The organism is Methylotenera sp. (assembly GCF_030684185.1).
Classification (GTDB): Bacteria; Pseudomonadota; Gammaproteobacteria; order Burkholderiales; family Methylophilaceae; genus Methylotenera.
Window position 1 is genome coordinate 23,958 of record NZ_JAUXOY010000014.1, and the last position, 23,431, is coordinate 47,388.

Consider the following 23,431-nt stretch of genomic DNA (forward strand, 5'->3'; position numbering starts at 1 on the left):
CTATTAAATCTGATTAAATTAAGTGAAAAAATCAATTGATTAAAAAGATAACCGTACTTATTTTGCTGGCAATATCATTGTGCGGTTTAAGCTCGTGCGCAAGTAAAAGTTTAAAAGTGAGTCCGCCAGCGCCGCCAAGTGCCAAGTGCAACTGTGATGCAAGTAAAAATGCTGCATCAGCGCCAGCTCCAGTTATAGAAGCAGGCAAAATTGCTTTAGAGCCGAAAGCTGCCGAGGTTAAGTCGGTAGATTTAAAAGCCGAAGAATTAAAAATAGCAGACTATGGTTTATTAAAAGCAGCCAAATGGGAAGATATCGACGGCATAAATCAGGATAATTTAAGTTTGGCCTGGCCTGCCTGGATGCAAAGTTGTTCTACATTAGTGAACAAGCCAATGTGGCAAAAAGTCTGTGGCGTCGCGGCCCAGCTTAATAGTCAAACAGCCAACAGGCCTAATTTGGACGCGGTACAGTCTTATTTCAAGCAAAACTTTTCAGTGTATAAAACCACCAATGTCGATGGTACTGAAGATGGTCTGATTACTGGTTATTACGAACCGATATTAAAAGGCAGCCGCACAAAATCTGCTAAATATTCTAACCCTTTATATCAACCGCCAAATGATTTAATCACAGTTGAGTTAGACAGCTTATTCCCGGAGCTTAAATATAAACGCGTACGTGGCAGGCTAGTCGGTAATAAGTTGGTGCCCTATTATAATCGTGCAGAAATTGAATCGGAGACATCGCCAGTTAAGGGTAAGGAATTTATTTATATCGACGATATTATCGATGTGTTTTTCTTGCAAATTCAAGGTTCGGGTTTAGTGCTGCTTGAAAATGGCGAACAAGTACATGTGGGATACGCAAACCAAAATGGTCACACCTACAACTCAATCGGACGTTTGTTAATTGAACGTGGCGAGTTGACGCTGGCGCAGGCTTCAATGCAAGGTGTCAAAAATTGGGCACGTAATAATCCTAGTAAATTGCGTGAATTACTCAACAGCAATCCTAGTTATGTTTTTTTTAGGGAATTACCGGCAGGTTTGCCAGGTCCGCTCGGCGCGCTCGGTGTACCTATTTTGGGTGAACGTAGTGTAGCCATAGATCCAAAATTCGTGCCGCTAGGTGCACCAGTATTTTTATCAACCACAGAGCCCAATAACACTAAGCCCTTAAAGCGCTTGATGATGGCACAGGATACTGGCGGTGCTATTAAGGGTGGCGTTCGTGCCGATTTCTTTTGGGGTGCAGGTAATGATGCAGGCGCTAAGGCAGGCGCAATGAAGCAGTCAGGAAAAATTTGGGTGTTGTTACCAAAAGAGTTTGTATTTAAATAGAGAAACTTTTACATAAAAATTTTGTAATCTGCGGATAACAAAAAGGGTGCTATAAGCACCCTTTTATATAGTTTGATTTATTCAGACTATTTGTTCATTACGTACATTGTTACTTCAAAACCGAAACGCATTTCAGTAGCTGCTGGTGTTGTCCACATAATAATTCTCCTTTTTAGTTTAGTTCGCATCACATTTGCTTAAAGCATTTGATTAACGTGTATGAACTATAAGCCTAACTGAGATTAACAACATGACATGAGTCATTAAACAAGGCTAATGAATATCATGAGATTGATTATTTTATTTTGATTGGATATTGTTTTTGAACGGCTACGGTTTCATCCAGGCAACAAATGTTTTTAAATACTCTGGTTGGCGGATACATAGGTAAATTATTACCAGTGCATTGAGTATTGCGGTTGTTAAAAAAAGCTCTGGAATATTGTAGCCCTGTTTGAACATCCAGATTGAAAATGCCGCTGAAATTACCATAAATAGCGCATTAAAGATGTTGTTAGCGGCAATGATGCGCGATTGGTGGCTTTTTTCTGAGCGGGTTTGAATCAGTGCGTATAGCGGTACGATATATAAACCACCAAAAAATCCTATCAGCGCGATGTCTGCCAGTAAGCGCCAGTAGGTGAAAATAATATTGCCGTGCATGTCATGATGTATGCTCACAAAGGCCATGTAATCCAGCAAGTATTTGTTATTGAGGCTTTCATGGACGCTGGTACCTGACCAATATAAGTCTATTCCAAATAGTGTTAAGCCTATCGCACCAAACACCACAAGGCCAATCTCAACTTTACCTTTAGAGAGTTTTTCACACATGAGCGAGCCGATACCAATTCCCAGCGAGAAGATAGAGAGCAATAAAATAAACAAGCTTTCATCCCCATAGAGTACATTTTTAGCAAAATTTGGAAACTGCGCGAGCAAGGTTGCGCCATAGAACCAAAACCAGGAGATGGCGACGATGGCGAGCCAAATAGTTTGATGTTGCCAAATAAATTTAACGTTACGATACGTTTCCGTAATTGGGTTCCAGTTGATTTTTAGATTTGGCGCGGCTGCGGGTGAATTTGGCACGCCACGGCTAGTCCAGTAACCTAGTGCCGCAATGGCAATAATGGCGATACTGGTGATGATTTCATGGCTGTTTTGTATGGCAAGCCAGGCACCCAGCACTTGCCCAAGCAAAATAGCCACGAAACTACCCATTTCTACCATGCCGTTACCACCAATTAACTCGGTTTCTTTTAGGTGTTGCGGCAAATATGAGTATTTAACCGGGCCAAAAATTGTCGAGTGCATGCCCATCATGAATAACGCTGCTGCCAGCAGCCCTATGTTATGCAGAAAAAAACCTGCGCTGGCAAACAACATAATGCCGATTTCAAAAACTTTTACATAACGAATAATTTGCGATTTTTCAAACTTATCTGCCAATTGCCCTGTGGTGGCCGAGAATAGAAAAAACGGCAAAATAAACAAGCCTGGCAGTACCGTCGCAAGTGTGCCGCCATCTATTGTTGTCAGGCTAACCGCATGAAAAGCAACCAGTGTAATGAGCGAAGTTTTGAATACATTGTCGTTAAATGCCCCTAAAAACTGCGTGAAAAAAAATGGGCGAAACCGCTGCTCAGTCATGAGTTGAAATTGGGTGCTCATTCTTTCCTTCTTGGTAGCACGCTAAATGATAATTTATCTATTATTTTCTATCAGCTTTAAGAAGTGAATAGGCCATTCCTGCTAAAAGCAATACTCCTAGAAACAAGCCGGCCCACAACAGCCACCGTTTATAATCTATGGGCGCTACCCATGCGTTCGCGGTTTGCCCGGTGGGTAGGTTGTTAGCACTTACTACAGCTGTAAGGCTTGCTTTTGTTAACTGTAAAACATTTTCAATTTTGTAATCAGGAATCAGTTGGGCAATATCAACCGTGTTGATGAATTTTTGATCTTCCCCAACCTGTAAGCTAAATGGTGCTGCGCCGCGTGCGTTCCACACTGCCGTTTGAGGTAGCCAGCCTAATGATAAATTAGGGTTTTCTGCGCCTATGCCGCCGCCAGACTGGTTAAATTGTAGGCGCCAATAACGTGCAGCCGTGGCATTAAGTAAAACATCAGGGTTGGTGTAACTTTTACCGGATTTATCCATGCGGTAAAGCGAGGCTGTGGTGTAATACTGCCATGGCGCGTCATTTCTGTCTCGCACTAAGATGCTGGCGCTGGTGATGGTATTGGTTTGTGGTAAATGCACGCGTAAATAACTGGCTGGGTAACGCCCCAGCGATTCAAAATCGAGATTAATCACACCTTTTTTAGTGTCTAGTTCGCGCTGTAAAAATTGTACATCGTGCCAGAGAGTATCTGGAGTGAGTGAGCGCACGCTGTTGTATTCAGCGTTTATTTTAGTCAGTACTAGCTTGCCATTTCCTTCAGAAGGACTTAATTTCAAATAGCGTGCTTCTGTTGCGTAGTCTAGAGTAATCAAGTTTTGCAGCAAGACTTTTCCATCATTCGATGTTTTTAGCAATACTGCATGCCCCACATCTGACCAGTTTTCCAAGTCATTACTGGCTTGAACATCTAACGGTAATAATGCATTTTCTCCGTCTATCCATTCAACACTTAATGTCTGAAGTGGCGGGTGTTTTTTTCCTGCATCCACCAGATAAATATTTTTTGAGTCCGTAATTTGCGTATTTGAATTGACGCTTATTTGCGTGGAATTACTGCTGTTTTCCAGGACTTTTACTGTAAAGTTTCTTTCATTAGGGCTTGTTAGTGCGCTGTCATTAATTGGTAAAACTACGAGCGGTTTAACGTCTAGTGTGGTGATGGTTTGCGGGTGCAAAGTCTCGTATGGTAGCAATGCATATGGAACCTGCTCGCCCGCGGCATTGGTGATGGTGAGGTCTTGCAGGCCGGCGCTTCGGCTATATTGATACACTTCTTTAGGCAAGCGACTTTGATATAACGGTTCGCTACCCGATGCTTCCAGTTTGAAGCTTGCCGCCATCACCGGCGTGGGAGCAAGCGTAAGTGCGGTTAATAAACCCGCTAACAGGATGTGAGTAGTTTTCATTGTTATTCCTTAACTAAGTTAGCTGCTTGCGTAGATTTATTTGCTGGTGGAATGGGTGCAAAGTAACCCATGACCAACAACATTAGCCCTGCGCCTATAAATGAGGCGATGCGTTCTACCGAGCCCGTTTGCGCTAAATCGAGCAGGAATAATTTAGCAACGACAACGCCCATTAACCCCGCACCGACAATCCAAAGTTGACGTTGTGCACGTTTGTGCGCAAGTAGCATGAGTGCGAAAGCGGTGATGCCCCACAAGAAAGTGAACGACATTTGCACTGTGGAGTTGGTGAATATGGAGGCCCACTGAAATGGCGTACCTGCCCAGTGGTGCAGTGTGCGTAACAACATGCCGTTTAGCAAGGCAAAAGCCATTACGCCCGCTAATATGGGGTTGATGTGTTGCAGTTTGCCTAAATGCTTGCTGACTGCACGCTGCCAGATGAGCAGTAATAGCAACGCCCCTGCCAGCGCAATATCAAGCGGGTTGAGTAGCGTGATATAAGGCAGCGGTGCTGCATTGCCGCTAGAATTAAGCGACATAAACAAATACCATAAGATAACACCCGCCATGAGCGGCAAGCTGCCCACCCAAGCCCAGGTGCGGGCGCTGTCGAGCTTTGTGCCACTCAATTGATTTTTTGAAAACTGCCAGTAAGTCACTGCACCTATAATTAGCATAGGGGCTATACCCCAGCCGATGTCACCCCACACATGCGACTCTCGCACATATTGCCCAAATTGATGTTGCCATTCTATGATGCCAATGGCTGCCATTAGCCATAACAGCGGGGCGCGCAGCCATGCTTTGTTAGGTACAAAATTGCGTGAGATTAGCCATGCGTAACTAGCAAGTGCTAACGGCCACGCAATAAAACCATAGTGTTCAAATATCGAGTAATTGCTAATGAATAAAGAGGTAATGACTTCCCAAAACACAGCAATCACCATGGCAGGTAATAATAATGTCGTAAGTGACGCCAGCTTTTGCCATTTGAATTTATGCGCAACAAACGGCAATAGCAAGCTGGTGAAGGCTACAAAAATAAGCCCTGCATGTGCAAAAGTTTTACTTGGCATCATTTCGTCAATTGCTGTTAAGCCGGAAGCGACCCACCATAGCCATCCCCAAAACGCTAACGGCATGCTAAAGCTGTCCAATTTATTGGGGCGATACGCATTGAGTAACGCGCCACAAGCCCAGCCCGCTAGTGCAATAAAGCCAACGCCTAAGAACATATTTTGGCTGGTAATACCTGTATGCCCTGTTAAACCCCAGCCGAACACAAACGCCCCTGCACCAAGTAATTGCAATGCCAAACCAGAGAGTGCAGGGAAGGTGCGTTTTTGTTTTAAGCCTACCCATAGTAAGCCCACACCTTCAATTGCCCACGCGGCTGATGTCCAGCGTCCGTCCAGGGCCAGCGGCAATGTGAGCGTGATAAAGCCTATGCCTAAGGCGACAAAGCATTCACCAAGAAATTTAAGGGTTTCGCGTTTACGGGTAAGTACCCACCATGCTAATCCTATGTAAAAAATTCCCAGCGCGAGCGCACTGTAGGCTAGGCCGAAATGCGAATCGCGTAATAGCGCATATTGCAGGCTAAAGGCGACTAGTGGCGTACCGAATACCAGCGTAGCATCTACATAATCACTTGCCTTGGTGGCTTGGCGATGCGCAAATAAGACAGCAATACCAGTGAACAGTAAAAAGAAAATAATCAGGAATGGTTCGGTAGTCGCAAAATGTTCAGGAGTGTAGTTTTTAGCACCCCACAAAGTCCCAATAATAAAGGTGAACGCCCAGCCTAGTATATTAAGCGGACGCCAGCTTTTGTGAAACGCCACAAAAGCAATCGCCAAATTAAGTACCAAGTAATAGCTAAATAAACCAACGTGGCTACCTTGGCCAGTTGAAGTGAGAACAGGTGCTAAAAAGCCACCGGTAAATCCTAATATCGCCAGCGGCATTGCTGATTGTTTGACTGCAATAAACGCTGATAAGAAGGCTACAATCGCAAGCAAGGCAAAAGCCGGGCCTGCGGGTATAAGCTGATAAAGTTTAAGTGCGGCAAAAATAGTCAGATATAAAATACCAATACCGCCACCCTGCAACGCCCATGAATATTGCGGGCGTTTATCACGTAAGCGCCAGCCTACCACCAGCAAAGCTATGCCGCCTAACACGATACCCATTAGGCGCAATTCAATGGGCACTTGCGTACGCTCTGCCGCGTATTTAAGTAAAAAGCTAACGCCAATAAACAAAATTACAATGCCGGAACGCACTAAAGTATTACCGCCAAATAGCCAGTCTTTTGCATAAGTAATACCGCGTTCAATAAAATTTGGCTCAGCAGGCTTGATTGGCGGTCTAGTATAGACAGGCTTTATAGCCACTGGTGTCGGTGGTTTTGTACTCGTTTGACCGGTATTGGTGTTTGTCTGCATTGGTTCTGCGGAGGGCATTGATTCAGCGTCAGCCGCCGCTAAGGCTTGGGCAGTTAAATCATCTTCTGACACAAGCGATGCTTGCGAGACAGTCATTTCATCAGCCTCAATAGCAGGCTCGACGACAATCGCAGGAGCAGACACTTTTAGCGCTGCTATTTGTGGCGTTGGTGCTTGCTGAGCTTGTTTATCCAGTGATTTTTTAAGGACATCAAGGCGCGTGCTTAATCGCGTGATTTCTGAGCTTAGCTTGTTGGTTTCACGCTCAATATCCCGAATTTTCGTATCTTTGCTGTTGGAGGTGAATAGGGAGAAAAAGCTGACAATACCGCCAATAGTGACGACAACCCCCAATAAGCCCAGCATTAAAAATAATGATGCCACGATTTACTCCTTTAAATTTTTATTTAAGTAGCTTCTGCCATTTTTTTAAGCGTTACATAGTCGGTCTTGCCTGTGCCCAGTAATGGCAGTTCTTCAAGCACGATGATTTTTCGCGCAACCGCAAGTTCAGGCAGATTCAGGTTTTTGGCAACGATTTGCAGGTCTTCACGTTTCAGTTTACTGTCTGTGCTGAACAGTATGATGTTTTCGCCGCGCTGCACATCGGTTTGCGTGCTGGCAGCATGCATGCAAGTTGGCGCTGCGGTGTTGGCGATTTGCTCAACCACTTCTAAAGAAACCATTTCTCCTGCAATTTTGGCAAAACGTTTTACACGGCCTTTAATATGGATAAAACCTTGTGCATCTACCTCGACAATGTCGCCCGTGTTATACCAGCCATCCTCAGGCCGGTTAAGTACACCGGGCTTGTCAAATAGGTAATAACCCATCATGACATTTTCGCCGCGTACGTGCAGTAATCCGCCAGTATCTATGCCGGGTATGGATTCGAGTTTGTGCTCCAGTCCTGGTACGAATTGACCTACGCTGCCGTTAAAGTTGGCCATGGGTGTGTTGGCAGAAAGTACCGGTGCGCATTCAGTGGCGCCGTACCCTTCTAAAATTCGAATGCCAAATTTTTCAGTATAGGTTTTGCGCACTTCGTCGTTGAGCTTTTCTGCCCCTGCAACAACAATGCGGAGTTTATAAAAGTCGTATGGATGTGCAAATTTGGCGTAATTTCCCAAGAATGTGCTGGTGGCAAAAAATACCGTGCAGCCGCGGTCGTAAATCACTTCTGGAATTACTTTATATTGTAGCGGCGAGGGAAAAAGGTGAATTTTTATGCCGCTTAATACAGGCAGCATGGAGCCAGTGAAACCAAAGGCATGAAAAATTGGCAACACCATCATGAATTTATCGGTAGGGTTGAAATCCAGCACGGCCATGATTTGTGAAATATTGGACAAAATACTTTTATGTGAATGCACTACGCCTTTGGGTTTGCCTTCTGAGCCAGATGTAAATAACACCACCGCAGGTTCATCGGGCTTGTTTACCTCCATAGCGGCACGCGGGTAATGCAGTGCGTAACCAATCAACCATGCACGGTCAACCACACCAAAATTTGCGCGTAAGTCTTCTAAATAAAGGATATTGAGGTCTTTTAAACCCTCAACCACGCTTTCTAATTTGGCTGTTTCAATAAATTTATGCGAGGTAATCACCGTTTTTACATTGGCTGCGATACAGGCATTTTGCATGCCTGCGGTGCCTGAGGTGTAATTAATCATGGCAGGAATGCGGTTAAAGGCGCTCATGCCCAAAATAAGTGCAACGGTATTGGTGATGTTAGGCATCATGACGCCAACTGTTTCGTTGGCACTGCTCACTTTAGTGACGATTCGACCAAGCGCGAGACTTTTTTTCAATAAATCCTGGTAAGTTTCTTCGGTCTCATTCATGTCTTCAATGAGTTTGTAATTACCGCCAAACTTATCCATTGCATCTAAAAATGATTCAAATAAGGTGCGGCTTTTTTGCGCCTGGAATAACATTTTCTGCATCACGCTACGCATACCTTCACCTGCAATACGGCGGCGTTGCTTGCCTGTGGGAAAGCCATGGTGCGTGGCTTTAGGCATGGCAATGCTGGTAGTAGGCATGATGGTGAGTATGACTTTTGGCAACAATCTTCTTGGATGGTGGCTTGATAAACGCCCAAAATAAGATTCCGCCGCGCCATCGATACGCACAGGTAGAATGGTTGCACTTGTTTTTGCCGCCACAAAACCAGGGCCGTCATATACCTTCATCAGGTTGCCGGTTAAGGTGATGCGCCCTTCTGGAAAAATCACTACGTTTTGCCCGGATTCAAGTAATTTAATGACTTTTTTCATCGCCAATGGGCTAGAAGGGTCTACGGCTAAATGCGGCGTTAAGCGCAAGGCTTGTCTGAATGCCCATTTTTTAAGCACTGAGGTATGCACGACAAATGTAGCTTTTTTTGGTAAAAACAGGCCAAGTAATAAGCCATCTAAAAAAGATTCGTGATTGGCGACTATCAGCAGTCTATTTTCTTCGGGAACATTTTCTAACCCGCGTACTTGAATGCGAAACAGAATTTTGCAAATAAATCGTAATAATTGCGCCAGCATTTATATTCCCCCAACTTTATTTTTTAAATTTCAGTTTCAATGTAATGCAATACATCATTTATTGCGCTAGTAATCAAGCTTTTATTCACCCAGAAATACACCTCTTTACCAATCTTTTCACTTTGCAAGGCACCACTTTGATGGAGTATTTTTAAATGATGCGTCACCGCTGTTCGGCTTAAGGTGGAGGCTGTTGCAATTTGCAGGATGCTCATGCGCTCACCTTTTTCAAACGATAATAGAATGCGTTGCCTGTGTGCGTCGCCTAGCGCAATAAACAAGTGAGCAACATTTTGCCATTCATTTGGAATCGTTTGAATTATTTTCATAACTATATAATTAGTTATTTAGTTTTATGTGTCAAGTGATTTATAAAATTATTTAGATAAGGTTATAAATAAAAACGGGCACCTAGGTGCCCGTTTTAAAGTTTTGTAAATTAACTTAAGTGATTGGCCAATTATAAATTGTAAGCACGCTCACCGTGTGAGGTCGTATCTAAACCTTCACGCTCTGCTTCTTCTGTTACACGCAGACCCACAATCATATCTGCTATTTTATAAGCGATGAATGCTGCAATACCAGACCAAAAGATAGTGATTAATACACCTTCACCTTGAATCATTACTTGAGTAGCGATTGAAAAGTCGTCTTTACCAGTACCACCCAAACTAGGTGCTGTGAACACACCAGTTAACAAAGCACCAGCAATACCGCCGATACCATGCACACCAAATACATCAAGTGAGTCATCAGCACCAAGCATTTTCTTCAATCCTGTTACACCCCACAAGCATAAGAAACCGCCTGCAAAGCCAACGGCAATTGCGCCCATTGGGCCAACCGAACCACAAGCGGGGGTAATTGCAACCAAACCTGCTACAGCACCAGAGGCAGCACCAAGCATGGATGCTTTACCTTTAGTAAACGCTTCACCTAGTGACCATGCCAATACCGCAGCAGCTGTTGCAAACAATGTGTTCACTAATGCTAAACCAGCGCCACCTGTTGCTTCTAGGTTTGAACCTGCGTTAAAGCCGAACCAACCCACCCACAATAGTGCAGCACCAAGCATTGTCAATGTTAAGTTGTGTGGGGTTAAGGCCTCTTTGCCGTAACCAATACGTTTACCAACCATGTAAGCACCCACTAAACCTGCCACTGCGGCGTTGATATGAACAACAGTACCACCAGCAAAGTCTAATGCACCTTGGCCTAATAAATATCCACCAGCACCCCAAACCATATGAGCGATAGGGATATAGCTTATTGTGAACCATATTGCCGAGAATATTAATACTGCACTAAACTTCATACGTTCAGCAAAAGAACCCACAATCAAAGCAGCAGTAAGCCCAGCAAATGTACATTGGAAGGCAATAAAAATCATCTCAGGAATCTTGACGTTTGCAGTGAAAGTATCTGCAAGTGAATCCGGTGTTACACCTTTTAGAAAGAGTTTACCGAGGTCGCCAATGATTGGGCCTGAACCACTGCCAAAAGCCAGGCTATAGCCGTAAATAGCCCACAATACTGAAATAAGTGAAAACACGACAAATACCTGCATCAACACAGACAGCATATTTTTGCTACGCACTAAACCGCCGTAGAACAATGCCAAGCCAGGTATCATCAAAACAACTAAAATGGTTGAAATCATCATCCAGGTTGTATCGCCTTTGTCTACGGTTGGAGCAACCTCAGCTACAGCTGCTGCAATTTCTGCAGGTACCGCTTCAACAGCCGCTGGAGCTGCTTCAGGCATTTCTGCCACAGGCGCTGCATCAACTGACGGTACTGCATCTTCTGCAAATGTGTTCGCAGTAAAACCAAGCCCTAGCGCGGTGACTAGAGCGAACATCGAGAGTATTTTTTTCATCATGATCCCCTTATAAAGCTTCTATACCGGTTTCACCAGTGCGGATGCGAATGGCTTGTTCTAAACTGGTGACAAAAATCTTTCCATCGCCAATTTTTCCTGTGGAGGCAGATTTTTCAATCGCCTCAATCACCTGGTCTAACAGTTTGTCATCAATCGCGACTTCTAATTTAACTTTAGGTAAAAAATCTACCACATATTCAGCTCCGCGATATAACTCGGTGTGGCCTTTTTGGCGACCAAAACCTTTTACTTCGGTAACGGTGATGCCTTGAACCCCAATGTTTGAAAGGGCTTCACGCACCTCGTCAAGCTTAAATGGCTTGATAATTGCGGATACAAATTTCATGTGTGTCTCCTAGTTATGCAGGAATTAACCTGCCAAAATTGAATTAAAAAGTTTTTTGTACAAAAACAGTAAATGCACTGTCGCCAATATTTTTGTTAAGAATTGTGTAAGCTGAATCTTTAGTAGTGGTGTCAGTGTAGTAAGCACCTACATTTACGCCATTGCTCCATGATTTAGTCGCGCCAATTTTCCAGTCAGTGTAATCAAGGTCACTGGTGCCTTGCCCCTTAAATTCTTGACGACCTAGATGCAGATTAGCAGTAATTCCAGTTTCGAGAATTGGAAAATTCCCATTAAGTTCAGCATACCAGCTACCATCAGCATTTTTTAAACCAAAGGCGCCGTCAGAGGCTATAACTGAGAGTTTAGCGGCAAGCCACTTATAACTTAGGCTGCCATAAAATTCTGTCGTTTCAGCCTTCTTTTGGCCAGCTACTTCATCACCTGGGTAAATGTATTGCAGAAGGCCAACGTTATAACCAACACCCGTTTCACCAATGGTATTTGCGTAACCACCATAAAGATCTAACTCTAAACTTGAGCTGTCGTAAGCACCAACATCCTTAAGCCAGCTAATATTAGAAGCCCAGGCGCCCGCATAAAAACCGCTGGAATGTGTGTAATCCACACCACCCTGAATGGCTGGGTCTTCATTGGTTTGTGTTAAACCACGAAAAATGTATTGGCTATATAAGCCAATATTGTATGCAAATGTATGTGGTGATGTTGGTTCGGCCGTTGCAGGGGCTGCATCTTCAGCAAAAGATAACGTTGGAACTGATAATGCACTTAAAACTGCCAGCGATAATAATGATTTACGCATATTGCTTTCTCCTGATAAATGTAAAGAATAAATAAATACGATACAAAGTTACATAAGCAAAGCGCGTGCCAACAAATATTATGTTTATAATCAGCATGATAGGTATATTTTAATTGATGTCTAGTTTTGTCTTTATGACCTAAAACCTGATAAACTAACCATTAAAAACTAAGGAACCAATATGTTGAGTGCGGAAAAATTAAATGAAATATCTAATAAAATCAAAGAGGTAGTTAATAACTCGCCCTTAGGTGATGCTGAAAAGAACCTGCATGCACTATTAAAGAGCGCGTTCACCAAAATGGAGCTGGTGACTCGGGAAGAATTTGATGTTCAAGCAGAGGTGCTTCGAAATACCAGAGAAAAGCTTAGCCAATTGGAGGCAAAGTTAGCTGAGTTAGAGTCACTGCAAAAGCATCAATAATGAGCTTAGCTGTTTTATATAGCCGTGCCTTAAATGGCATGGAGGCCCCAGAAGTGGTGGTAGAGGTGCATCTGGCAAACGGATTACCTAGCTTCACTATTGTGGGTTTGCCTGAGGCCGAGGTAAAAGAGAGTAAAGACCGAGTGCGCGCGGCTTTGCAAACAGCACAATTTGAATTTCCGGCGCGGCGTATCACGGTTAACCTCGCTCCTGCAGATTTACCAAAAGAAAGCGGACGCTATGATTTACCGATAGCGTTAGGTATTTTAGCTGCGTCTGGGCAGATTCCAACAGCGCCATTATCCCGCTATGAATTCGCAGGCGAGTTGGCGCTTACTGGTGAACTGCGGCCGATTCGCGGCGCGCTTGCCATGACTTCCAGCATGGTGCGCGATGCATGCAATAGTCAGAATAATAAAATGCAACAAAAGCGTGCATTCATATTGCCTCAAAATAGTGCAGCGGAGGCGGCGCTTGTGCGAGAAGCCATTATCTACCCGGCAAATTCTTTACTTGAAGTGTGCGCGCATTTAAGTGGCCATACCGAATTAACGCAATTAGCACCAGTCGATTTTGTAAATGAAGTCACTTACCCGGATTTTAGCGATGTAAAAGCCCAAAGTATGCCTAAGCGTGCTCTGGAAATTGCAGCAGCTGGAGGCCATAGTGTCATTATGAGTGGCCCTCCAGGCACAGGTAAAAGCATGCTGGCATCACGATTTGTAGGCATTTTGCCGGAGATGACAGAGTCTGAAGCGTTAGATTCTGCTGCTATTCAATCGCTCAATGGTAATTACAAACTAGAAAATTGGAAACGCAGGCCTTACAGAGCGCCGCACCATACTGCCTCCGCAGTAGCATTGGTGGGTGGCGGTGGTATCCCGCGCCCAGGTGAAATTAGCTTGTCGCATCATGGTGTATTATTTTTGGATGAGCTACCAGAATTTGATAGAAAAGTTTTAGAAGTGTTACGTGAACCCTTAGAAAGCGGTCGTATTACTATTTCTCGTGCAGCCAGGCAGGCTGATTTTCCCGCGAATTTCCAGTTGATTGCCGCTATGAATCCGTGCCCGTGCGGATATTTAGGGCATCACAATAATAAATGTAGATGTACGCCAGATCAGGTGTCGCGCTACAAAGCTAAAATTTCAGGGCCGCTGTTAGATCGTATCGATTTACACATTGAAGTGCCTGCACTTAAAGAAGATGAACTAACCAAGGCAAGTGTTAGTGAGCACTCGCAGGCTATAAGAGCTAGAGTAGAAAAGGCTAGAGCAAAACAATTGAGTCGACAAGGCAAGCCTAATCATCTGCTAGGCACTAAAGAAATCGAGACTTATTGCGAGACAACAGATGCGGGTTTAACGCTTTTAAAAACCGCAATTTCACGCCTTAATTTATCAGCAAGAGCGTATCACCGTATATTAAAGGTAGCACGTACCATTTGCGATTTGAGTGATGAGGTTAACATTCAGCCAGCGCATATTGCAGAAGCGATTCAATATCGAAAAAATGATATTTAAGCGTGAAATACAGCGCCACGTCGTATGGCAGAAGGTAGGTATAGAAGGCAAGACCTGTGAGCCAATGCTATAATTAGCTATCTGAATTCACACTGCCCTAACTTGCTTATGCACCAAGAAAAATCTTCTGCCACTGAAAAAATCCTGCGCGATTTACTCATTAAACGTATCTTAATTTTAGATGGCGCGATGGGTACCATGATTCAGCAATATAAGCTGACTGAGGCGGATTATCGAGGCGCTACGCCAACCGGTGAAAAAAGCCGCTTTGCTGATTTCAAAGCCCCTGCAGGTGAGCGTGAACTGTTTGTAAAGGGCAATAATGAGCTGTTAAGCCTTACTCAGCCACAAGTTATTCAGGAAATCCACGAACAATACCTGGCTGCAGGCGCCGATATTATCGAAACGAATACTTTCGGCGCAACCAGTGTGGCGCAAGATGATTATCACATGGCACATTTAGTATATGAAATGAATGTGCAATCTGCCAAACTTGCACGCGCCGCTTGCGATAAATACAGTACGCCAGATAAGCCGCGCTTTGTAGCGGGTGCGCTGGGGCCTACACCAAAAACCGCCAGTATTTCACCTGACGTAAACGACCCTGCAGCGCGTAATGTGAGTTTTGATCAGTTGGTAAATGCTTACTTGGAACAGGCGCGAGCATTGGTAGTGGGTGGTGCAGATATTTTAATGGTCGAAACTATCTTTGATACGCTCAATTGTAAAGCTGCGTTGTTCGCCATTGATACGTTTTTTGAAGAAGTAGGCTACACCATGCCGCTGATGATTTCAGGCACGGTAACCGATGCTTCTGGACGTATTCTTTCTGGACAGACTGTTACGGCATTTTGGCATTCTGTGCGTCATGCAAAACCGCTCACCATTGGCTTGAACTGCGCATTAGGCGCCACGCTGATGCGTCCGTATGCAGAAGAACTATCAAAAATCGCTGATACGTTCGTTTGTATTTACCCCAATGCAGGCTTGCCCAACCCGATGAGTGATACGGGCTTTGATGAAACGCCTGACGTGACATCCAGCCTTGTAAAAGAATTCGCCATTAGTGGTTTTGTGAATATTGCGGGTGGCTGTTGCGGTACAACGCCACCGCACATTAATGCGATTTACCAGGCGATTAAAGACTTGCCGCCGCGCCTTGTGCCTATTCAGGCGCCTGTGACCAAACTCTCTGGCTTAGAGCCATTTATTATTGATGAATCATCTTTGTTTGTTAACGTAGGCGAGCGTACTAACGTAACTGGCAGTAAAGCCTTTGCGCGCATGATTATCAATGGTCAGTTTGAAGAAGCCTTGAGCGTAGCGCGGCAACAAGTAGAGAACGGCGCGCAGGTCATCGATATTAATATGGATGAAGGCATGCTCGATGCAGTACAAGCTATGACGCATTTTTTAAATCTAATTGCCAGCGAGCCTGATATTGCCCGCGTGCCGATTATGATCGACTCCAGCAAGTGGAGCGTCATTGAGGCCGGACTAAAATGCGTACAAGGCAAGTCAATTGTTAATTCCATCTCAATGAAAGAAGGCGAGGCGGAGTTTTTACGCCAAGCCAAACTCTGTCATCGTTATGGCGCAGCGGTCATCGTAATGGCGTTTGACGAAAAAGGCCAAGCCGACACTTATGCGCGTAAAACTGAAATCTGCAAACGCGCTTATGATTTGCTTGTTGGCATTAATTTTCCGCCAGAAGATATTATTTTTGACCCTAACATTTTCGCTATTGCTACCGGGATTGAAGAGCACAACAATTACGCGGTGGATTTTATTGAAGCCACACGCTGGATCAAGCAAAACTTACCGCATGCCAAAATATCCGGCGGTGTATCTAATGTAAGTTTCAGTTTTAGAGGCAACGACCCCGCGCGCGAGGCGATTCACACCGTGTTCCTCTATCATGCGATTAAAGCTGGCATGACCATGGGTATTGTCAATGCAGGCATGATGGGCGTGTACGATGACCTCGCACCTGAATTGCGTGAACGTGTGGAAGACGTCGTGCTGAACCGCATCATTGACCCAAATAACCCACTCGCCCCAACGGAGCGCATGATTGAAATTGCCAGCACCTTGGTGGCGGGCGGTAAAAAAGAAGCAGCTACGTTAGAGTGGCGCGGCACATCAGACGCACCAACACCAGTAGCAAAACGTCTTAGTCATGCCATGGTGCATGGCATCACCGAGTTTATTGTAGAAGATACCGAAGAAGCGCGCGCAGCGGCTGAAGCAAGTGGAGGCCGCCCCATTCATGTGATTGAAGGCCCGCTCATGGATGGTATGAATGTGGTCGGTGATTTGTTCGGTCAAGGCAAAATGTTTTTACCGCAAGTGGTGAAATCTGCCCGCGTGATGAAAACCGCAGTGGCGCATTTAATTCCGTTTATCGAGGCCGAAAAAGCCGCAGAAGAAGCGCGTACAGGCGTGGTTGCTAAGCCTAAAGGAAAAATGGTCATTGCCACCGTAAAAGGTGATGTGCACGATATTGGCAAAAATATCGTTAGCGTGGTGTTGCAATGCAATAACTTTGAAGTGGTCAACATGGGCGTGATGGTGCCAGCAGCCGAGATTTTAGCCATGGCCAAAGCCGAAAATGCCGACATTATCGGCCTAAGCGGCTTAATCACACCAAGCTTAGAAGAAATGACCTACATTGCCAAAGAAATGCAACGCGACCCGTACTTTGTGAACGCACAAACGCCGCTGCTGATTGGCGGCGCAACCTGCTCGCGTGCGCACACCGCCGTTAAAATTGCCCCGCATTACGAAGGCCCAATTGTGTACGTGCCAGATGCTTCAAGAAGCGTCACCGTCATGCAAAACTTGCTTACGGCGGAAACACGCGGCGCATATTTGGCAGAAATTCAAGCCGATTATCAAAAAGCACGCGACCAACACGCCAACAAAAAAGGCACACCACTGCACACCGTTGCAGAAGCACGGGCAAATAAAGCCAAACTATCTTTTGAAGGTGAATTTGCACCCGTTAAGCCAAAATTTATCGGCCGTCGAGTGTTTAAGAACATTGATTTGAACTTAATTGCTAAATATATTGATTGGAGCCCTTTCTTCCAAACTTGGGATTTAGCCGGTAGCTACCCTGCGATTTTGACTGATGAAGTAGTGGGCGATGCGGCAAGCAGAGTGTTTGCAGAAGCGCAAGCCATGCTGAAAAAAATCATCGATGGCAGATGGCTTACCGCTAATGGCGTGATTGCGCTCATGCCTGCCAACACGGTAAATGACGATGATATTGAAATTTATACAGACGAAAGCCGCCAGCAAGTCGCCTTCACCTATTACGGCATGCGTCAGCAAAGCGTAAAGCCTGTGATTGATGGTGTTGCTAGGCCAAACCAATGCCTAAGTGATTTTATTGCACCCAAAGGTTTGGCCGCGGATTACATCGGCCTGTTTGCCGTAACCGCAGGTTTAGGGTTAGAAAAAATCGAAAAGCGTTTCATTGATGCGCATGATGATTACAGCGGAATTATGTTCAAAAGCCTTGCTGACCGTCTAGCTGAAGCCTTTGCGGAATACATGCATGAACGCATTCGTACGGATTTGTGGGGGTACGCAGCAGATGAAAAACTAGAAGTTGGCGCTTTAATTAAAGAGCAATATCAAGGCATTCGCCCTGCTCCTGGCTACCCAGCCTGCCCGGACCACACGGTTAAGACCGATATGTTTGCACTATTGCAATGCGATGAAATCGGCATGACGCTAACAGAGTCATTTGCAATGCAACCAGCCGCTGCGGTTTCAGGTTTCTATTTTGCACACAAAGAAAGTAAGTATTTCAGCGTGGATAAAATCGGCGAAGACCAATTGGTTGATATGACTAAACGCAGAGGGCTGACAAAGCAATATTTAGAACGTTGGCTTGCACCAAACCTATCTTAAAACAACTAGAATTAATAATATGCACATTCACATTTTAGGTATCTGCGGTACATTCATGGGCGGCATTGCCGTATTGGCAAAAGCGGCAGGGCATCGAGTTACAGGCTGTGATGCCAATGTTTACCCGCCGATGAGTACACAATTAGAATCTCAGGGCATTGAGCTTATTGAAGGATTCGACCCTGCTCAAATTAAACTTAATCCTGACATCTACGTGATTGGTAATGTCGTATCGCGCGGTAATCCGTTGATGGAGGAGATACTCAACCGTGGTTTACCCTATATTTCTGGTCCGCAATGGCTGGCAGAGAACGTGCTACAAGGTAAGTGGGTACTAGCCGTTGCGGGTACGCATGGTAAAACAACGACTTCATCCATGCTGGCATGGATACTGGAATATGCAGGTTTAGCACCTGGTTTTTTAATCGGTGGAGTGCCTGAAAATTTTTCAGTTTCTGCTCGGCTGTCGCTAGTGCCGCCGCTTATGGTTCGACAAACTCACCACGAACGGAATAAAGAAGGTGTCGTTCGCCCTGAGCTTGTCGCTCGCCCTGAGCTAGTCGAAGGGTCACCGTTCTTTGTGATTGAGGCAGATGAATACGATACAGCATTTTTTGATAAGCGCTCAAAATTCGTGCATTACCGCCCACGCACAGCGGTATTAAATAATCTGGAATTCGATCACGCTGATATTTTTGAAGATTTAGGCGCGATTGAAAAACAGTTTCATCATTTGGTGCGTACCGTTCCGCAGCAAGGCCTGGTGGTAATGAATGGCAAAGAGACTAGCCTGCAACGAGTCATTGATAAAGGCTGTTGGACGCCAGTCGAGAAATTTGGCACGGAAACAGACTGGCAGTCTGCCAATGCCCAAGGTGATGGAAGTTTTGATGTGTACTATAGAAATGAAAATGAAAGTTCTGGGAAATTACAAGGCCATGTTGCGTGGAGTTTACTAGGGGAACACAACCGCATGAATGCATTGGCGAGCATTGCCGCCGCGCGTCATGCTGGTGTTGCGGTTGAAGTGAGTATTGCTGCATTAACAGAATTTAAAAATGTAAAACGCCGCATGGAAATCCGAGGCGTAGTGAACGGCATCACGGTATATGATGACTTTGCGCATCACCCCACAGCCATTACTACTACAGTGGCTGGCTTGCGAAGCAAAGTGGGGGCTTTTAAAATAACAGGCGCGCGCATATTGGCTGTGTTAGAGCCGCGCTCTAATACCATGAAGCTGGGTGTAATGAAGAGCGCTTTACCCGCCAGTTTGCAAGAGGCAGATTTGGTTTTTTGCTATGGTGCGAATTTAGGCTGGGATGCAGTTGAGGCGCTTTCGGCAATTAAAGACAAAGCTACGGTATATGAAGATTTAAATATCATGGTTGCAGCGATTACAGAAGTAGCACAAGCTGGTGATTATGTGCTGGTGATGAGCAATGGCGGTTTTGGTGGTGTGCATCAAAAAATATTAGATGCGTTACGAGTTAAATTTCAAGTAGAGTGAAGCTTGGCTAATAAACTTAAAGAGATGGAAGCTAAAGCGTTGGCCTCGCTTATTGTTAAGTTAAAAACAATGGGCGTGATGACTATTGCAATTTGGCTATCACTATGGGCGCATGCGGCAATCTTGACAATTCACTTTGAACCAGAACTGAAAAAGTTTAGAGATGACTTACCAACTTTAGAAGTGATGCTGGTTAATTCCAAAACTTTGACTGCGCCAGATAAGGCCGATGTGCTGGCGCAGGCCAATTTGGATCGTGGTGGCAATACGGATCAAAATCGCAAAATGAAAACTGCTTTACCCGCTGTTAAGCAGCAAAAGGCAGAGTTTTCAGTTAAGCCCATGGCCGAAGTAAAGGCTGGGAAGAAAGCAGCCAAACTAACGGCAGAAGAAACTAAAGAACAAAAGCATGTAGCTGAGCTTGAAAAACAAGCCCAAGAATTAATGACGCAACTTAATTCTTCAAACAAAGTAGAGTCTCAGCCAGTACAAAAAGCGGCCGCCAAAGAAGCCGAGATGGGTAGCCAGGAGTCGCCGAGTAAAGTGCTTAATATGCGTGATTTAACAACTATGGCGCTAGAAATGGATAGGCTGGAAGCGATTATTGCAAAACAGCAAGACGAGTATCAAAAGCGCCCTAAAAAACGATTTTTGGGCGCACGTGCTAAAGAGGCGAGTGATGCAATGTACCTTGATGCATGGCGACAAAAAGTGGAGCGTATTGGTAATATGAATTACCCGGAGGCTGCAAAAGCGCAGAAAATATATGGCCAATTGCGCATGACGGTATCAATTAAGTCCGATGGTAGTATTGATAGCATTGTGATTGATAAAAGCTCTGGCTCGAAAATATTGGATAAAGCGGCTAGAGATATCGTTAATATGGCGGCACCCTATTCAGCATTTTCGCCAGAAATGAAAAAAACCACCGATATTTTGGGCATCACGCGTACTTGGACATTTACACAAGAAGATATGCTTGCGACTAAAGGCGCGGATTGAATATGACCCACTACTTTCAATACCACGTATTCTTCTGCCTTAACCAACGCGAAGACGGGTCAGCGTGCTGCATGGATAAAGGCGCGGAAGCCGCATTTGACCACATGAAAGCCAGCGTCAAAAAATTGGGTTTAAATGGTAAAGATAAAGTGCGCATTAACCGAGCAGGCTGTTTTGACCGCTGTGGCGAAGGGCCGCTTTTGGTGGTTTATCCGCAAGCGGTTTGGTACACATTTGTTGATGTTGATGACATCGATGAAATTATTGAAAGTCATTTAGTCAATGGCAAAGTAGTAGAGCGGCTCGTTGTGTAGTGCTGTTTTATTGTTTAGCTTGCGGATGTACTCAAGGCGCATTGAATATGCGCCTTAATTTTTTCCGCAAGTAATGTTATGGTGAGTTCGTTAAGTGGGGTAGCGGCGCTCTCACGCATTACCTCACCCCAATGGGAATTGGGAAAATGCTTGTCGTTATCAAAACGTGGAATCACATGCCAATGCACATGTGGCGTTTTATTGCCTAGGCTGGCGAGATTGATTTTATCTGGATTCACAAGTTCTCGCAGCGCAGTTTCTACTGCAAATACTACCTTCATCATGCGCGCTCGGTTAAGTGGCGTTAAATCCGTCATTTCTTTTACATGCTCGAGCAGTTCAACGCGGCAATAGGCGGGATAGTCAGTATCGCCAAGTAACACCACGCGACAAAAATCATCCCGCCATAATATTTTGTGAGTGGATGGGATACATAGTACGCAGGATTCTTTATTCATATAATAGGCTTTAATTTAACGCTGCATCCCTTCGACAAGCTTCTCGCATGAATAATGAGCTTTAGCTCATATATTCTGCGGTGATGCCAAGCACTGGTACAGGGAACGAAGTTTCTATAAATATTTACATGTCGCCAAAATCTGCTCCCTGAGCTTGTCGAAGGGAGATCTAAGAAGCAGCCAACATGCGATCTAAGGTCAGCTTGGCAAGCTTGGCATCATGTGCAGGCACTTTGATTTGATTGACTACATTGCCTTCTACCAAGTTTTCTAGTACCCATGCCAAATGTTGCGGGTCAATACGCGCCATAGTTGAACATTCGCAGACCACATGGCTCATAAATTGCACCAACTTACCTTGCGGTTTCATTTGCTCAGCTAAACGATTCACTAAGTTAAGCTCGGTGCCTACCAGCCATTTGGTGTTGGGTGGGGCATCTGTAACCGTTTTAAGAATATACTCAGTTGAACCAACATAATCGGAATTCAAACACACTTCAAACGGCGCTTCAGGGTGAGAAATCACAAAGCCATCAGGATGATCTTCACGGAATTTAGTGATATTTTGCAAACGAAACATTTGATGCACCGCGCAGTGGCCTTTCCACAGCAAGATTTTTGCATTTTTAATTTGTTCTTCGGTTAAGCCACCCATCGGTTGATCAGGATCCCAAATCGGCATCTGCTCAAGTGGAATACCCATTTTATGGCCAGACCATCTGCCCAGGTTTTGATCAGGGAAAAACAACACTTTTTCACGTTGTTTAAAACTCCATTCAAGGATTTTTGGTGCATTGGTGCTGGTGCACACAATGCCGCCATGCTCGCCGCAGAATGCTTTAAGGTCTGCTGCTGAGTTAATGTAAGTGACAGGCGTGATGGTGTCGTCAAAATTAAGGACTTTGCTTAACTCGCGGTAGCTACGTTCAACTTTGGCAAGATTAGCCATGTCCGCCATGGAGCAGCCCGCAGCAAGGTCAGGTAATATCGCAATTTGATCCGGGCGGCTTAAAATATCAGCCACCTCAGCCATAAAGTGCACGCCTAAAAACACGATATACTCAGCGTCTAAATCTTCACAATAGCGTGATAATTTAAGTGAGTCGCCTGTATAGTCAGCATGGCGGTATACGCTCTCATTTTGGTAATGATGGCCTAAAATTACTAAGCGTTTGCCAAGCTTTTCTTTTGCGGCAATGATGCGACGTTGGCAGTCAGCATCTTCACTCGCCTGAAAACGTTCAAATTTAATAGGAATACTTTTTGCAGTGTTGGTATTGATGGTTTCTGTTTGCATGGTTTTTACTTGATGAGCATTTCACTTCAAAGCAATAGTTTACAACTTTAAGCCGCGTCGTTCACCTAATTTACTCAGAGCATCTACATTTGTCCATGAAAAAACACGCTTAGCAGCCTCACGCCAATCTACCCATTCGTACCTTACATGTTCATCCGGTGCTAGTTTGATGGCTAATTCAGAAGGTAGTTCTAAGCCAAACAAATGTTCAGTGTTTTCAACAACGCCCGGTGCATAGCGATGACGCCAGTGCGGGTAAATTTCATAGACGTTTGAAACCTGCCAATCCTGCAAATTATAAGCAAGTGCATCTAAACCGGTTTCTTCCAACACCTCGCGAATGGCGGCTTGTAAAGGCGTTTCATCGCCTTCTATACTGCCTGTGACTGATTGCCAAAAGCCTGCTTTATCAGCGCGCTCCATAATCAGTACCTGCAAATCAGAGGTATGAATAAGCACTAAGGCTGAGATTGGCGTTTTATAGGTTGTCATGAGATTAGTACA

Annotated in this window: 19 protein-coding genes; 7 read left to right on the forward strand and 12 right to left on the reverse strand. The window is 44.8% G+C overall.

All coding sequences use genetic code 11. The annotated features are described in order from the left end of the window. Positions 1-38 precede the first annotated feature (38 nt). Positions 39-1,343: a murein transglycosylase A gene (locus tag Q8J82_RS02700; protein WP_370868623.1), complete on the forward strand. Its 1,305-nt coding sequence runs from the start codon at positions 39-41 to the stop codon at positions 1,341-1,343. Between the two features lie 86 nt (positions 1,344-1,429). On the opposite strand, the gene pqqA is transcribed toward Q8J82_RS02700, so the two are convergent. The 9 genes from pqqA to Q8J82_RS02745 all read right to left on the reverse strand — a co-directional run bounded on the left by pqqA (position 1,430) and on the right by Q8J82_RS02745 (position 12,478). Next, on the reverse strand, positions 1,430-1,501 hold the full coding sequence (gene pqqA, locus Q8J82_RS02705) for a pyrroloquinoline quinone precursor peptide PqqA (protein ID WP_012777389.1): 72 nt from the start codon (positions 1,499-1,501) through the stop codon (positions 1,430-1,432). 172 nt (positions 1,502-1,673) lie between these two features. Beyond that, positions 1,674-3,017 (reverse strand): MFS transporter, encoded by a 1,344-nt coding sequence (locus tag Q8J82_RS02710; protein WP_305327724.1) that lies wholly within the window; start codon positions 3,015-3,017, stop codon positions 1,674-1,676. A gap of 40 nt (positions 3,018-3,057) precedes the next feature. After that, positions 3,058-4,437: a DUF3999 domain-containing protein gene (locus Q8J82_RS02715; RefSeq protein WP_305327725.1), complete on the reverse strand. Its 1,380-nt coding sequence runs from the start codon at positions 4,435-4,437 to the stop codon at positions 3,058-3,060. A 2-nt stretch (positions 4,438-4,439) separates the two neighbouring features. Beyond that, a complete protein-coding gene (locus tag Q8J82_RS02720; RefSeq protein ID WP_305327726.1) occupies positions 4,440-7,271 on the reverse strand; it encodes a DUF2339 domain-containing protein in 2,832 nt (943 codons plus the stop codon). A gap of 23 nt (positions 7,272-7,294) precedes the next feature. Continuing rightward, positions 7,295-9,427, reverse strand: coding sequence for a bifunctional acyl-ACP--phospholipid O-acyltransferase/long-chain-fatty-acid--ACP ligase (gene aas, locus Q8J82_RS02725; RefSeq protein WP_305327727.1), 2,133 nt, complete (start codon positions 9,425-9,427; stop codon positions 7,295-7,297). A 23-nt stretch (positions 9,428-9,450) separates the two neighbouring features. Further along, a complete protein-coding gene (locus Q8J82_RS02730; RefSeq protein WP_304892334.1) occupies positions 9,451-9,756 on the reverse strand; it encodes a helix-turn-helix transcriptional regulator in 306 nt (101 codons plus the stop codon). 131 nt (positions 9,757-9,887) lie between these two features. Continuing rightward, positions 9,888-11,306, reverse strand: a complete 1,419-nt coding sequence (locus Q8J82_RS02735; protein ID WP_305327950.1) for an ammonium transporter — start codon at positions 11,304-11,306, stop codon at positions 9,888-9,890. 10 nt (positions 11,307-11,316) lie between these two features. Beyond that, entirely contained in the window at positions 11,317-11,655 is a 339-nt protein-coding gene (gene glnK / locus Q8J82_RS02740; protein WP_304892333.1) for a P-II family nitrogen regulator, read from the reverse strand. A gap of 43 nt (positions 11,656-11,698) precedes the next feature. Next, positions 11,699-12,478, reverse strand: coding sequence for a TorF family putative porin (locus tag Q8J82_RS02745; protein WP_305327728.1), 780 nt, complete (start codon positions 12,476-12,478; stop codon positions 11,699-11,701). A 181-nt stretch (positions 12,479-12,659) separates the two neighbouring features. Between Q8J82_RS02745 and Q8J82_RS02750 the strand changes: the two genes are divergently transcribed. From Q8J82_RS02750 to Q8J82_RS02775, 6 genes are all read left to right on the forward strand, one after another. Beyond that, positions 12,660-12,902, forward strand: coding sequence for an accessory factor UbiK family protein (locus Q8J82_RS02750; protein ID WP_304908114.1), 243 nt, complete (start codon positions 12,660-12,662; stop codon positions 12,900-12,902). Beyond that, a complete protein-coding gene (locus tag Q8J82_RS02755; RefSeq protein ID WP_305327729.1) occupies positions 12,902-14,425 on the forward strand; it encodes a YifB family Mg chelatase-like AAA ATPase in 1,524 nt (507 codons plus the stop codon). The genes Q8J82_RS02750 and Q8J82_RS02755 overlap by 1 nt, the downstream gene beginning before the upstream one ends. A gap of 108 nt (positions 14,426-14,533) precedes the next feature. Next, positions 14,534-18,346 (forward strand): methionine synthase, encoded by a 3,813-nt coding sequence (gene metH, locus Q8J82_RS02760; RefSeq protein WP_304891741.1) that lies wholly within the window; start codon positions 14,534-14,536, stop codon positions 18,344-18,346. Between the two features lie 19 nt (positions 18,347-18,365). After that, a complete protein-coding gene (gene mpl / locus Q8J82_RS02765; RefSeq protein ID WP_305327730.1) occupies positions 18,366-19,856 on the forward strand; it encodes a UDP-N-acetylmuramate:L-alanyl-gamma-D-glutamyl-meso-diaminopimelate ligase in 1,491 nt (496 codons plus the stop codon). Positions 19,857-19,859: 3 nt separating this feature from the next. Continuing rightward, positions 19,860-20,858, forward strand: coding sequence for an energy transducer TonB (locus tag Q8J82_RS02770; protein WP_370868608.1), 999 nt, complete (start codon positions 19,860-19,862; stop codon positions 20,856-20,858). A gap of 2 nt (positions 20,859-20,860) precedes the next feature. Next, positions 20,861-21,172: a ferredoxin gene (locus Q8J82_RS02775; protein WP_305327731.1), complete on the forward strand. Its 312-nt coding sequence runs from the start codon at positions 20,861-20,863 to the stop codon at positions 21,170-21,172. 14 nt (positions 21,173-21,186) lie between these two features. Here Q8J82_RS02775 and Q8J82_RS02780 read toward each other — a convergent pair whose 3' ends face one another. The 3 genes from Q8J82_RS02780 to nudB all read right to left on the reverse strand — a co-directional run bounded on the left by Q8J82_RS02780 (position 21,187) and on the right by nudB (position 23,419). Further along, complete coding sequence (locus Q8J82_RS02780; protein ID WP_305327732.1) at positions 21,187-21,630, reverse strand: HIT family protein; 444 nt, start codon at positions 21,628-21,630, stop codon at positions 21,187-21,189. Positions 21,631-21,799: 169 nt separating this feature from the next. Next, positions 21,800-22,927 (reverse strand): quinolinate synthase NadA, encoded by a 1,128-nt coding sequence (nadA, locus tag Q8J82_RS02785; RefSeq protein WP_304891737.1) that lies wholly within the window; start codon positions 22,925-22,927, stop codon positions 21,800-21,802. Between the two features lie 39 nt (positions 22,928-22,966). Continuing rightward, positions 22,967-23,419 carry a dihydroneopterin triphosphate diphosphatase gene (gene nudB / locus Q8J82_RS02790; RefSeq protein ID WP_305327733.1) on the reverse strand — a complete coding sequence of 151 codons (453 nt, stop codon included), beginning with the start codon at positions 23,417-23,419 and terminating at the stop codon, positions 22,967-22,969. Between the last annotated feature and the right edge of the window lie 12 nt (positions 23,420-23,431).